This window comes from uncultured Winogradskyella sp., assembly GCF_937958655.1.
Classification (GTDB): domain Bacteria; phylum Bacteroidota; class Bacteroidia; order Flavobacteriales; family Flavobacteriaceae; genus Winogradskyella.
In genome coordinates this window covers 1-14465 of record NZ_CALGNH010000024.1, presented here as the reverse complement: position 1 = coordinate 14465, position 14465 = coordinate 1, and the positions used below count along the sequence as shown (strand labels likewise).

Here is a 14465-nt window from a genome sequence, read left to right as displayed (position 1 = left end):
CAAGGTTTTAAAAACCTTATAGGTCTAAAATTAGTAAGATTAATAAAGTAGTATGAAAGTAGTGATCCAAAGGGTTTCAGAAGCTTCTGTTATTATAAATAAAAAAGAAGTTGCATCCATTAAAACAGGTCTTCTCGTGCTATTAGGCATTGTAAATGAAGATACCCAAGAGGATATTAATTGGTTGTGCAACAAAATCACGAATCTTCGCATTTTCCCAGACGATAAAAATGTAATGAATACATCAATCACAGACAATAATGGTGATGTAATTTTAGTCAGCCAATTTACATTACATGCCAGTACTAAAAAGGGAAATCGTCCTAGCTATATAAAAGCTGCCAAGCCAAATATTGCCATACCGTTGTATGAAAACTTTATTGCTCAACTTCAAAATGATTTAGGAAAACCCATACAAACGGGCGAGTTTGGAGCGGATATGAAGGTAAACCTTATAAATGACGGGCCAGTGACTATAGTTATAGATTCTAAAGACAGAGTGTAGTTAAGCTATAATTTAGTATATAAAAACCAAAAATTATAAAAACATTTTGGAATAATAGCTATCATTATTATATTGAGGCACCTAACTAATCAATTTTATGTTGTCCCAGAAACTATTTTTTTCAGGCTTACTCTTCTATAGCTTGTTTTTCTCCTATTCTCAATCAGACGAAGATTATGTGGCTCTATTAGTACCTGCCGAATTAAAAACTAACGCTAATGCTATCGTTCGTTATGAAAGTAAAGTTGTAGAAATTAACGATTATGATGATATGACGGTAAAGACCAAGCGTTTAGTTACCGTTTATAACGATTACGGTGACAGGCATGTTAATGCTGTGGAATTCTATGATAAGAATACATCAATCAAAACGTTAAAAATTAAAATCTTTAATGCGCTAGGAAAAGAAATTAAAGAAATTAAGGAGAAGGATTTCTCGGACCAAAGCGCAGTGAGCGGTGGTACACTTTATTCAGATAACCGTTTAAAATATTACGAATATAAACCCATAAGTTATCCGTATAGTATAGAATATATTTCTGAGGTAAAATATAAAAGTACTGCATTTGTACCAAAGTGGCGACCTATTTATGGTTATTATCTTGGAGTACAATATTCAGAGTACAGAATTATTAACAACTCGTCAATTGACTTAAGAAAAAAACTTATAAATACGTATAATTTCCCCATAGAAGAAATTACTAATAATTACTATACAATTAAAAACGCAGGAGCTGTAAAATATGAAGCCTACTGTCCGCCTTTATCAGAGGTAACTCCATTACTCAAGGTTGCTATGACAAATTTTAATATGGAAGGCGTGCAAGGCGTTAATAATAATTGGAAAGATTTTGGGAAATGGATGTACGATAAACTTTTAATGGGAACAGATGAGTTGCCAGAACATAGTATTAGCGAAGTAAAACGGTTAACTTCTGGTGTTGAGGATAAGATTGAACGCGCAAAAATTGTTTATAATTACTTACAGGAAAAAACAAGATATATTAGTGTACAAGTAGGTATTGGTGGATGGAAACCTATAGCTGCAGAAGAAGTAGATCGTTTAGGTTATGGAGATTGTAAAGGGCTTTCTAATTACACAAAAGCGCTGCTAGAAGCTGTGGGTGTACCGTCATATTATACAGTGGTTTATGGAGGCGAAGCTATTAAAAGTATGGACGAAGATTTTTCGGTTACAGAAGGTAATCATGTTATATTATGTGTACCTAATGGAGAAGAAAATGTCTTTTTAGAATGTACAAGCCAAACTAACCCATTTGGCTTTACCGCAGGTTTTACAGATGATAGAGATGTACTACTAATAAAACCAGATGGAGGTGAAATTGTTCATACCAAGAACTACGATGCAAATGATAGTACGCAAAAAACAAATGCGTTAGTATCTATCAATGACGCAGGTACCATTTTTGCAGAGGTAGATGTAATGTCAACGGGTTATCAGTATAATAAACACGAAGGAGTACAAAGACAACCACTCAGAGATCAAAAGCTATACTACAAAGAATATTGGGATAATATTAATAACCTAGAAATAGATAATATTAATGTGGTAGACGATAGGGATAATGTAATTTTTAATGAAAACGTAAAATTATCCGCTAAAAAATATGCATCGCAAAGTGGCAGTAGATTAATATTACAGCCTAATATGTTTAATAAAGTAACTAATATTCCTCAACGTTACCCTAATAGAAAATTAGATTTCGAAATAGAAAGATCTTTTAAAGATGTAGACGAATTTATAATTGAGTTTTCTAATAATTTAAAAATTGAAGCAATGTCAGATGGGGAAAGTCTAGACACCAAATTTGGATCTTATTTTTATAAAATAGAAAAATTGGATGACACTAAAATTAAATATACAAGGAATTACATTCTCAATAAAGGAACATATGATAAGTCGGAATATAAATCCTTTAGAGATTTTATGAAAACTATTGTAAGATTTGATAAAACAAAAATTGCACTTGTACAAGCTAACTAAATCGCACCTAATATGAAAAAACGATTAACCATCGCACTTATTTTTTTAGTTTGTTTCTGTAACGCACAAAATTTTAAATTCGGGAAAGTATCCAAAGAAGAGCTACAGAAAAAAGCCCATGTAAAAGATACATCAGCAAATGCTACAGTACTTTATAAAAGTGAAGATATATATTTTGTTTATACCCAGACTGATGGTTTTGTGCAGCATAGAATTATTCATGAACGCATCAAAATATATAATAAAGAAGGATTTGATTGGGCTACAAAGAAGGTCTATTTGTACAAAGGTGGTACATCTGGTAGTAAAGAAAAAATCTCTGATCTAAAAGCAAACACCTACAATTTAGTGGGTGGTAAAGTCGAAAAGGAGAAGCTAAAAAAGGATGGGATTTTTAAAGAAAATTTTAATGAGTTTACCGATATTAATACTATCACCATGCCTAACATCAAAGAGGGTTGTGTTATTGAATATAGTTATAAAATAACATCACCATTTTTGGCTATTGATGATATTATTTTTCAATATAATATACCTATAGATAAGTTCGATTTAAAGGTAAGAACTCCAGAATACTATATGTATAATCACAGCGTTAACCCAAGAGCTTTTTATTACCCAAACATTACAAAATCTATAATTAATAATAAAGCTACATATACATCAAAAACTCAAAGTAGATCTGATGATCTTACAACTGGTGGAAATGATTATAGTAGAAAGGCCTTTAACTATCAAGAAAATATTTTAGAGTCTCACGAAACAGATATCCCAGCTTTAAAAGTTGAAGCATATGCTGGTAGTGTTAATAATTACAGGGCTTTATTAACTATGGAGCTCTCTGCTATCTTAAATTCTTATGGCGCAATAGAGAAATCTTTTTCTAATAATTGGGATCAGGTCTCAAGAAGTATCATGGCAGATTCAGATTTTGGTAATCAACTTTCGCGTTCGGTTTTTTTTAAAAAAGATATAGCGGATATTACTTCAGAAGAGGATAATGATTTTCAAAAAGCATTACGTTTACAAAACTATGTAAAGCGTAAAGTAAAATGGAATGGTATTAATGGGTTTATGACCATGAAAGGAACAAAAAAAGCTTACGAACAAGGAGAAGGTAATGTTGCTGATATTAATCTACTACTTATAGCAATGTTAAGATCTAAGGAAGTTAATGCTAATCCTGTATTAGTGAGTACCAGGAATAATGGAATTCCAATATATCCTACCAGAAAAGGGTTTAATTATGTTATTTGTATGGTAGAAAATGAAGATAGCTACGTGCTTTTAGACGCAACAGAAAATTATAGTACGGTCAATATTTTACCACAAAGAACTTTAAATTGGCAAGGGCGCGTTTTAAGAGATAATGGAAATTCATCTTGGATATCTCTAAGACCCAACGCAAAATCTAGTGAGACAACGTCTTTAAATATTAAAATACTTGACGATTTTAGTGTTGAAGGTAAAGTAAGGCAGAGTATTACAGAACATAGAGCTCTAAATTATCGTAAAAACTATGCCAAATTAAGTAACGAAGCACACATTAAAAGACTAGAAAAGAATAAAGGCGACGTTGAAATAATAAACTTAGATTTTAAAAATGACGACAATATTTCAAAACCTGTAATGATTACTTATGATTACGAAGCTTCTGACGTTATAGACGATATAGGTGGCAATTTATATTTTTCACCTTTACTATTTTATACCTTAGAAGAGAATCCATTTAAATTAGAAAAACGAGAGTATCCTATAGATTTTACCTATCCGATAAAGACAAAATATTTAGTCAACATTATGTTACCAGAGGGTTATGTCGTTGAGTCTCTCCCAAAAAGTGCCATTATGGATTTTAAGAATGGTGGGTCAAAATTTGAATATGTTGCCAGAGAGAATGGTAATTTTTTACAATTTAATATAGAGTTTGATATTAGCAGTTCTCTTATTCAGCCAGAAGATTACGAAAGTTTCAAGAATTTTTTTAATGGTGTTGTAGAAAAGCAAACGGAACAGATTGTTCTTAAGAAGTTGTAATATGGAATTAAAAAACGCCCAAAAAGCGGTAGATAAATGGATTAAAGCACACGGAGTGCGTTATTTTAACGAACTCACAAACATGGCTCAATTAACAGAAGAAGTTGGAGAGGTTGCTCGTATAATAGCCAGACGATATGGCGAACAAAGTGAAAAAGACAGTGATAAGGACAAAGATCTCGGTGAGGAATTGGCAGATGTAGTATTTGTTGTTTTATGTTTAGCTAACCAAACAGGTATAGATCTTCAGCAGGCATTTGATAAAAAATTAGATAAAAAAACAAAACGAGACCACAATAGGCATCATAATAACGATAAATTAAAGTAATTTTATGCCCACGTAAATGTGGGCATTTTTTTATGGATATACAAATTCTTAAATCAACGGTTAGTAGCAAAAATACAGTAGCAATTACGGGTTCAAAAAGCGAATCTAATAGACTATTACTTTTAAAGGCACTTTACCCAGACATTAGTATTGAGAATATTTCAAATTCAGACGACTCTGTATTAATGCAAAAGGCATTAGCATCAAAGGAAACACTTATTGATATTCATCATGCAGGCACAGCCATGCGTTTTTTAACGGCTTTTTATGCTACACAAGATGGCAGGGAAGTAACACTAACTGGTTCTGCCAGAATGAAAGAAAGACCAATAGGCATTTTAGTAGATGCATTAAGGGCTTTAGGAGCAGAAATTGATTACTTAGAAAATGAAGGTTTCCCACCTCTAAAGATAAAAGGTAAGAACCTAACCCAATCTAAAGTTAACCTAAAGGCTAATATAAGTAGTCAATATATTTCGGCATTATTACTAATTGCTTCAAAGCTTAAAAACGGCATAGAATTGGTATTAGAGGGTAAAATTACATCGGTGCCTTATATAAAAATGACCTTAAGCCTTTTGAATTCAATAGGTATAGTTACCAGCTTTAAGGGCAATACAATCTCCGTACAACCGTTAACTAAAAATTTACAAACGCAAAATTTAGTAGTGGAGTCAGACTGGTCTTCGGCTTCGTACTGGTATAGTATCATAGCCTTAAGTGATGATGATACAGCAGTGGAGTTAACATCTTACAAGGAGACCTCTTTACAAGGGGATTCTGTATTAGCTAATATCTATGAGCAGTTTGGCGTTACAACAACATATCAGTCCAATACCATAAGATTAAAAAAGGTAGAACGTATAGAATCTACGGATCGTATAGATTTAGAATTGAGCAATGCACCAGATATAGCACAAACTATAGCCGTAACCTCATTTGGATTAGGTTTAGAATGTTACTTAACAGGGCTTCACACCTTAAAAATAAAAGAGACCGATAGGTTAATGGCATTAAAAACAGAACTTAATAAGCTTGGCGCTGAGATCATAATTACAGAAGACACATTGCACCTAAAATCTTCAAATACAATAAATGCAGATAGCACAATAGCCACTTATAATGATCATAGAATGGCTATGGCATTTGCTCCTTTAGGCTTAAAAACATCATTATTTATTAAGGATGCAGATGTCGTTAGTAAATCCTACCCAGAGTTTTGGTCAGATTTAAAGCAAATAGGATTCAAAATAAAATAAACAATTAATTACTTGACAAGGCCTATGTTGAGATTGTATATTTGCAACTTCGAATATATTCTGCGGCGTAAGACTATAATTATTTAATGTCTGCCCGTGTAGAATAAATAAATCAACAAATACATACAAATGAAATTATCACATTTTAATTTTGACCTTCCTGAAGAATTATTAGCAGAACATCCAGCAGAACACAGAGATGAATCAAGATTAATGGTTCTTAATAGAGAAAATCAAACTATTGAGCATAAACTTTTTAAAGATGTAATAGATTACTTTGATGAAGGAGATGTGATGATCTTAAACAACACCAAAGTATTTCCTGCCAGACTATTTGGTAATAAAGAAAAAACAGGTGCCAGAATTGAAGTATTCTTACTAAGAGAATTAAATCAAGATCAACGTTTATGGGATGTATTGGTAGATCCTGCTCGTAAGATAAGAATTGGAAACAAATTATATTTTGGAGATGATGAAACCTTAGTAGCTGAGGTTATATATAATACAACATCTAGAGGTAGAACACTACGTTTTCTTTACGACGGATCTTACAGTGATTTTAGAAGAAAATTAACTGAGCTCGGCGAAACACCATTACCAAAATATATAAAAAGAGACGTAGAGCCAGAAGATGAGGAACGTTACCAAACTATTTTTGCAAAAAACGAAGGAGCAGTGGCTGCACCAACGGCAGGTTTACACTTTTCAAAACATCTTTTAAAAAGATTAGAGATTAAGGGTGTTGAAATGGCAGAAGTAACGCTTCATGTTGGTTTAGGAACCTTTAATCCTGTAGAAGTGGAGGATTTATCTAAACATAAAATGGATAGTGAGGAAATCGTAATATCTCAACAAGCGGCTAATATTGTTAATAGAGGTATTGAAAATAAAAGACGCGTTTGTGCCGTAGGTACAACCTCAATGCGAACTATAGAAAGCTCAGTATCCTCCAATGGACGCTTAAATGAATATGATGGGTGGACTAATAAGTTTATTTTTCCACCATACGATTTTAGTATAGCCAATTGTATGATAACAAATTTTCATACACCAAAATCAACGTTATTAATGATGGTTTCTGCGTTCGCAGGTCATGATTTTATGAAGGAAGCTTACGACCAAGCTGTAAAAGAAAAATATAAATTTTATTCTTATGGTGACGCCATGCTTATTATATAATTAAAAAAACAAAAGTAAATGAGCCTCTTAATTGAGGCTTTTTTTATGCTTAGGTTATACACTTCATTTAAGTAACTTTGCAACGATATGGAAACTAAAAAGAAAGACATACGTGCCCTTACCAAAGAACAGCTTAGAGAATTCTTTCTAAAACAAGGAGATAAAGCGTTTCGAGGTAATCAGGTGTATGAATGGTTATGGCAAAAATCGGCTCATAGTTTTGAGGATATGACCAACATATCTTTAGAAACACGCCAAATGTTGCAAGATAACTTTGTAATCAATCATATTAAAGTAGACCAGATGCAACGAAGTGCAGACGGAACAATAAAGAACGCAGTACGTTTGCATGATGATTTAATTGTAGAGTCTGTTCTAATTCCAACAGCAACACGTACTACAGCTTGCGTATCTTCTCAGGTTGGCTGTAGTTTAGACTGTAAATTCTGTGCCACAGCACAATTAAAACGTATGCGTAACCTCAATCCTGATGAAATATACGATCAGGTTGTAGCCATTGATAATGAAAGTCGTTTATACCACAATAGACCATTAAGTAATATTGTTTTTATGGGTATGGGAGAACCACTGATGAATTATAATAACGTACTTAAAGCTATAGATAAGATTACATCACCCGAAGGTTTGGGCATGTCTCCAAAACGCATTGTAGTTTCTACCTCTGGAGTGCCCAAAATGATTAAAAAAATGGCGGATGATGCCGTTAAGTTTAAGCTAGCGGTATCTCTACATTCTGCTATAGATGAAGTAAGAACCTCTATAATGCCATTTAATGCCACCTTTCCATTGAGTGATTTACGAGACGCTTTACAATATTGGTATTCTAAAACAAAGAACCGCATTACCTATGAGTATGTGGTTTGGGATGGTATTAATGATAAACGAAAGGATGTTGATGCCTTAGTAGAATTTTGCACGTTTGCACCAAGTAAGGTAAATCTTATAGAGTATAATCCAATTGATGATGGAGAATTTCAACAAGCAGATTCTAAGGCTCTAGATATGTATATAAATATTTTAGAAGCAAATAATATTACTGTTACCGTGAGACGAAGTCGCGGAAAGGATATTGACGCCGCTTGCGGTCAGTTGGCTAATAAAGGCCAATAGTAATTTTGCTTAGAAAAACAATCGATTCTGTCACTTTGAGCGTAGTTAAAAAAATCTAAAAAATTAATTTTTAAATAATTTTGACTACACTCTTCCTATGTCTTAAGGTGTGACAGTTCGCTATAATATCAATGCTTCAGAAGATCTCTTAACAGAGAAAATCTAAAATTTAATTTTTAACGAATTTAATTGTTTTAGATTTAGATCCAATGCTAATTTTAGCGATATAGATACCATCATTTAAAGAGCTCAGACTAAGAATCTCATTGTTTTGCGATAACTGTTTAGTGAAAACTTCTTGGCCTAAAATGTTATATAAGTTTACGTTAGTAAAAGTGCTAGTTTCAGATTCTAAAGTTAACTCCTTGGTAGTGTTATTATAGTAGTGACGAATTGAGTTTAAATCAAATTCATTAACATTTAAAATTGTACTACTAGTAGTAAAATTCCAAGTTGGACAACCAGTTGCGGCACCAAAACAATTAGAAGGAATTAAGGACCAAGTGTAGGAAGTGTTAACTTCAAAACCAGTAAATGTAATACCAGATGCACGCGTGCCTTGAGAGAATCCATTAATAAACATCTCATAACTTGTAGCTGTAGGAACATCATCCCATGTAAAAGTTATTGCACCGCCAGTACCAAGTTGAGCAGAAGCTTCATTGTCTACAGGTGAAAAAACTGTAACACATGCAGGTGGTGCAGTGTCAACACAATCTTCAGTAGTAAAACTCCACACTGCACTAGAAGTTGTTCCAAAACAGTTAACGGCGTCGATTTTCCAAAAGTAAGTTGTGTTATTAGCAGCACCAAAAGTAATAACATCTCCACTTTCAACATCGGCCAATGATCCAATATCGTCACCAGTTGCTGTTAAGCCTATACTAATTGTGAAACTCTCGGCTACATCACCTGTAGTATCTTCTACCCAAGAAAAGGCAACACCATCACCAGCTTCTATAGCAACACCAGTGGCGCCGTCCACTGGTGTTGGTGTTGTTACCGCACCAGGAGCAGTTGTTGCTAAACACGAAGTTTCGGATAACACAAAATCAAAACCTGCAGCATTCCATCGATCATCCCAAGCAATTAAATACGTGGTACCGTTAGTTACAGGGAATGAAGCATCAGATAAAAAATTAGCACCACTAACATCATCATTTCCACCTATACATGTTAATAAGGTACAATCACCAGAATAAATGTGAACACGAGTATCATCACTATTTGGTGCAACATTTGCTGGTAAATCGGATGTAACATTGGCAGTACCATCTACAGAAGCGGTAAAGGAATACCAAACGCCAGCCGTTCTCGTCCCATTAGCATTAGCAGCACATTCTGGTAATGGAACTTCACCACCGTTTAAAGCAGGTACACTGATTGTGCCCGGAGTTATTGGTGTTGAAGTAGAGCACGTATTTTGCCCATTGCTATATAAGCTAAAGACAAATAGTGTACATAATAAAAAAGTAATTTTTTTCATAAAATTTTAGTTTAATAGATTAATCGTTTGAAAGTTACAAATAAATTATATACATGATAGGTTAAACGACTAAAATTCTAATTATAAGAATATGTGGAGGTATTAATTCGTAATTTTGTAGAATTCATTATATAAAAATGAAAATCACCGAACAAATAAAACAACCAATCGCTTATGAAATGGAACTTTTTGAGCAAAAGTTTCGTTTATCAATGTCGAGTCAGGTTGCCTTACTTAACCGAATAACACATTATATTGTAAACCGTAAGGGTAAGCAAATGCGCCCTATGTTTGTATTTTTGGTTGCTAAAATGCTTAACAATGGGCAGGTTAGCGAACGCACCTACAGAGGAGCGTCGGTTATTGAGTTAATACATACAGCAACACTAGTACACGATGATGTTGTGGACGATAGTAATAGACGACGCGGTTTTTTCTCTATTAATGCACTTTGGAAAAATAAGATTGCCGTACTCATCGGTGATTATTTACTCTCTAAAGGACTTTTACTCTCCATAGATAATAATGACTTTGATTTACTAAAAATTATATCAGTTGCCGTAAGAGAAATGAGTGAGGGTGAATTGCTTCAAATTGAAAAAGCAAGACAACTCGATATTACAGAAGAGGTCTATTACGACATCATAAGGCAAAAAACAGCGACACTTATTGCGGCATGCTGTAGCCTAGGAGCAGCTTCCGTAAAGCCAAATTCCCAAGAAGTGGAACTAATGCGTAAATTCGGCGAACTCATCGGTATGGCATTTCAAATAAAAGATGATTTATTTGATTATGGTGAAGAAGCCATAGGCAAACCCACAGGCATAGATATTAAAGAGCAAAAAATGACCTTGCCTTTAATTTACGTGCTTAACAATTGTACTAAAAAAGAAAAGTCATGGCTTATTAATTCTGTCAAAAATTATAACAAGGATAAAAAACGAGTTAAGGAAGTCATAGCTTTTGTAAAAGCCAATAAAGGTTTAGATTATGCCATTTCAAAAATGAAAACCTTTCAAAAAGAAGCACTTAATTTATTAGATAACTATCCTCAATCACCATATAAAACTTCACTAAAAATTATGGTAGATTACGTTATTGACAGAAAAAAATAGAAATTAAAGCACTTAAAGTCAGCACCTTAAGTTTTTTCTGAAAATATTTTTCATCCTCAAAGCAACCCTTTCTAAATAATTGGCATCTTTATAAATAGAAGCCAACTACAATCAATACTATGAAAGTTATACAACTTCATAAAAACGAGACTAAACTTATACAAAGAGCAGCGAAACATAATCGTGAGGCACAGCATGTATTGTATACGTTACACGCGCCAAAAATGATGAGTGTCTGTAGGTATTACATTAAAGATGTACAACAGGCAGAAGAAGTAATGCTTAACGGTTTTTTTAAAGTGTTTAAGTATCTAAAGACATTTAAAAATGAAGGTAGTTTTGAAGGTTGGGTACGACGCATTATGGTAAGAGAGGCAATCTCATATTTAAGACAGAAAAAGCGTATAGAGTTTGCGGCTGAAGATGACTATTTAGAACATGATTATTCAAATAATATTAAGACGAATATAGAAGTTGCAGAAATTCAACAACTGATCGATAGTTTGCCCGAAGGTTACAGAATGGTTTTTGTAATGTATGCTATTGAAGGCTATAAACACAATGAAATTGCAGAATTATTAAAGATCTCTGAAGGAACCTCAAAGTCGCAATTATTTAAGGCGCGACAAATGCTTCAGAAGAAATTAAAAGAATTAAATAACAACAGTTATGGCACCAATTAAATTTGAAGAACAATTAAAAGATAAGCTCGAAAAGCGAAGCTTAGAGCCGTCCGAAGCGAGTTGGGCAAAACTGTCCGAACGCTTAGATGCGGAGGAAAAGAAAACCAAAAACCCGTGGTTTTGGTGGATGAGCATTGCAGCCGGACTTATTATTATGGTAGCTGTTGCAGTACAAACATTTTCCTCAAAGGATACAAAGAATAGCGATCCTATTTTGGTTGAAGAGGACACTAAAGAAGACACTATTAATCCAATAGAACCTAATGATAATAAAACTCAAATCACAGAATTTGGTATTGAAAATCAATATATTAAGACTGAAAATAATACTAAACCTGCTGCTGAACAACCAGAAATTATTAAATATAAATCGGTAACTAAGCAAAATCCAAAAGTTGAAAATCAATTAGTAGAAATAAATAAAACCCCAAAGACAAGACTTAAGCAGCCAAATGAAATAGAGCAACAACAAAGTCTAATAAATCAATCAGAAAGTATTAAGACAGCTATTGCCCAAGCGGTTAAAGAGTTTAAGTCAGAAAATAAAGCCGTAACGGATAGGGAAGTAGATTCCTTATTAAAATTAGCAAACAAAGAACTTTTTAAGTTGAAATTACAAACTGAAACCAGTAGAACTGTAAATGCAGAGGCTTTGCTGCAAAAAGTAGAGGAAGACATGGGACAATCCTTTAGAAGTAGAGTATTTGATGCTCTAAAGACTAGTTACGAAACTGTAAAAACAGCAGTTGCTGAGCGTAACAACTAACATATTCCTGCGCAGGCAGGAATCTCGAAAAGAAACAGAAATTATAATACACTAAAAACAAACATCAATTAATAATCATAAGATGCTGAAACAAGTTCAGCATTAAGAAAAACGAACAGTTATGAACACAATTACTAGAGTAGTAGTTTTAGCAATTATAGCTTTAATGCTTAATAATGCTAATGCACAGAAAAAAGAAGCGGATAGTACAATTACCAGAGTGCAACAGCGAATTGCATTTATTGAAATGAAAAAGGAACTTATAGAATCTGAAGAACGTCGCCTTTTAAAGGAGGAAATAATAGCAATTAACAAACGCTTAGATGTTAAAGAAATTACAGCAGAAGAAGCAGAAAAGTTAAAAAAAGAAGCTGCAAAAAGACGTGCTCAAAATATAGAAGACCGTTTAGCTATACAAGATATTGAATTAGCCTTACTAAAACGCAATGGTCTTCCGCAAAGAGAAAAAGATACTATAGATGTAGGATTTATTAGGGTTATTGGTCCTAATATAAAAGCCAGAAATACAAAGTACGATAGGCGTACAACTACAGATTTTGTTTTTGGTATTGGTTTTAATAATGCTTTAATAGAAGGGCAAAGTATAAACGATTCCCCTTATAAGTTAGGAGGATCAGGATTTGTAGAATTAGGCTATGCATGGAAAACAAGAATTTTTAAGAATACTAACTTTTGGAGACTTAAATATGGGCTGTCCGTTCAATGGAATAAGTTAGATATAAAGAATAATCAATTCTTTGTTAATAATAATGGTGAGGTGTCTTTGCAAGAATTTCCTTTAGATTTGGATAAAGCAAAATTTAGAACTACCAACCTCGTATTCCCAGTACATGTTGAGTTTGGACCATCTAAAAAAATTGAAAAAGATAATTATTTTAGATATTCCACAAGAGATAAGTTAAAGATAGGCTTAGGTGGTTATGGTGGTCTTAACATAGGCAGCATACAAAAACTTAAATACAAAGAAAATGGTGATCGGGAAAAAGAAAAGCAAAAAGGCGATTTTGAAGTAAGTGATTTAGTCTATGGCCTTAGTGGTTACCTTGCTTGGGGAGGAACGGCTTTATACTTAAAATACGATCTTAATCCATTATTTAATAACCAACAGGTAAGCCAAAATAATATTTCCGTTGGTGTTCGTTTTGATATGGATTAATAGATTTTAATTACTAACCTTTACATTCAGCTTAATGTAATTTTGACCTAAGTTGAATTGTTTAAGGTGAACATCAATCAATGTTTGAGTGTTAAAAAGCCTAGTCTCAGTTAAAAGACTAAGGCTTTTTTCTATTCCTTAGCATCACTAAATGCATCTTCAAACTCAATGTCATCATCAATGACTCCTTTAAATGCCTTTACCCATGCATTACCAAAAATATTTGCAACGGTAGGTATAATATTGGTCTCTACGTTACTAAGATCACCTTCAATAGGTATTCTGGTTGCAAGTGTATCTGTTTTTTGATTTTTTAGAATAAATTTAAAGAAACCAACAAAACCTTCCCATAGTACACCAAGGAATCCGTCATCTTTACCAACTAATTTAGAGTCTGTAAGTAATGGCTTCATATAGCCTTTTAGATAACCATCAGCAATTGCAATTTCGCTAAAGAGCTCAAAAGTTCCACTTTCAAAATCTATACCAGCGTAATGCTTAGTAAAATCATTGAGCGCTTTGGCATCAGCTTTTTCTAAAGCAAACTCAATATTCATATCGGGTATGTCTTTAATAAGATTTAGATTACCATTAAGCGATACATTACCATTGCCAACAGAAATAGCTGTGGCATTTATGGGAGATGGTAGGGTTCTTTCTTTTGCGGTAACATTTCGCAAATTTTTGGCATAGAGTTCTAAGTTTTCAAAATGTAAATCTATGGTTGGGTCTGCTTGTAGCTCAATAAATGCAATTTTACCGTTTTGGATTTCAAAATTATTTACGTCAATAGG

The 14465-nt window shown here is 33.3% G+C and carries 13 protein-coding genes; 11 read left to right on the top strand and 2 right to left on the bottom strand.

Annotation, left to right across the window (positions count from 1 at the left end; all coding sequences use genetic code 11):
• Positions 1–52 precede the first annotated feature (52 nt).
• From dtd to rlmN, 7 genes are all read left to right on the top strand, one after another.
• Entirely contained in the window at positions 53–505 is a 453-nt protein-coding gene (dtd, locus tag Q0800_RS04740; RefSeq protein WP_299128029.1) for a D-aminoacyl-tRNA deacylase, read from the top strand.
• Positions 506–602: 97 nt separating this feature from the next.
• A complete protein-coding gene (locus tag Q0800_RS04735) occupies positions 603–2510 on the top strand; it encodes a DUF3857 domain-containing protein (RefSeq protein WP_299128028.1) in 1908 nt (635 codons plus the stop codon).
• 12 nt (positions 2511–2522) lie between these two features.
• Positions 2523–4547 carry a transglutaminase domain-containing protein gene (locus tag Q0800_RS04730; RefSeq protein ID WP_299128027.1) on the top strand — a complete coding sequence of 675 codons (2025 nt, stop codon included), beginning with the start codon at positions 2523–2525 and terminating at the stop codon, positions 4545–4547.
• A 1-nt stretch (position 4548) separates the two neighbouring features.
• A complete protein-coding gene (locus tag Q0800_RS04725; protein ID WP_299128026.1) occupies positions 4549–4875 on the top strand; it encodes a nucleotide pyrophosphohydrolase in 327 nt (108 codons plus the stop codon).
• A 32-nt stretch (positions 4876–4907) separates the two neighbouring features.
• A complete protein-coding gene (locus tag Q0800_RS04720; RefSeq protein ID WP_299128025.1) occupies positions 4908–6134 on the top strand; it encodes a 3-phosphoshikimate 1-carboxyvinyltransferase in 1227 nt (408 codons plus the stop codon).
• A gap of 129 nt (positions 6135–6263) precedes the next feature.
• Entirely contained in the window at positions 6264–7313 is a 1050-nt protein-coding gene (gene queA / locus Q0800_RS04715) for a tRNA preQ1(34) S-adenosylmethionine ribosyltransferase-isomerase QueA (protein ID WP_299128024.1), read from the top strand.
• Positions 7314–7400: 87 nt separating this feature from the next.
• Entirely contained in the window at positions 7401–8444 is a 1044-nt protein-coding gene (gene rlmN / locus Q0800_RS04710; protein ID WP_299128023.1) for a 23S rRNA (adenine(2503)-C(2))-methyltransferase RlmN, read from the top strand.
• A 169-nt stretch (positions 8445–8613) separates the two neighbouring features.
• On the opposite strand, the gene Q0800_RS04705 is transcribed toward rlmN, so the two are convergent.
• Positions 8614–9930 (bottom strand): T9SS type A sorting domain-containing protein, encoded by a 1317-nt coding sequence (locus Q0800_RS04705; protein WP_299128022.1) that lies wholly within the window; start codon positions 9928–9930, stop codon positions 8614–8616.
• Positions 9931–10067: 137 nt separating this feature from the next.
• Between Q0800_RS04705 and Q0800_RS04700 the strand changes: the two genes are divergently transcribed.
• The 4 genes from Q0800_RS04700 to Q0800_RS04685 all read left to right on the top strand — a co-directional run bounded on the left by Q0800_RS04700 (position 10068) and on the right by Q0800_RS04685 (position 13671).
• A complete protein-coding gene (locus tag Q0800_RS04700; protein ID WP_299128021.1) occupies positions 10068–11045 on the top strand; it encodes a polyprenyl synthetase family protein in 978 nt (325 codons plus the stop codon).
• A gap of 119 nt (positions 11046–11164) precedes the next feature.
• Complete coding sequence (locus tag Q0800_RS04695; RefSeq protein ID WP_299128020.1) at positions 11165–11728, top strand: RNA polymerase sigma factor; 564 nt, start codon at positions 11165–11167, stop codon at positions 11726–11728.
• The gene (locus Q0800_RS04690) at positions 11715–12494 is read left to right on the top strand and encodes a hypothetical protein (protein WP_299128019.1); all 780 of its coding nucleotides are present in this window, start codon (positions 11715–11717) and stop codon (positions 12492–12494) included. Before Q0800_RS04695 ends, Q0800_RS04690 begins: the two co-directional genes overlap by 14 nt.
• A 121-nt stretch (positions 12495–12615) precedes the next feature.
• On the top strand, positions 12616–13671 hold the full coding sequence (locus Q0800_RS04685; RefSeq protein WP_299128018.1) for a hypothetical protein: 1056 nt from the start codon (positions 12616–12618) through the stop codon (positions 13669–13671).
• Positions 13672–13802: 131 nt separating this feature from the next.
• Here Q0800_RS04685 and Q0800_RS04680 read toward each other — a convergent pair.
• Positions 13803–14465 (bottom strand): DUF748 domain-containing protein (locus Q0800_RS04680; RefSeq protein ID WP_299128017.1); only part of this gene is annotated, 663 nt, incomplete at its 5' end.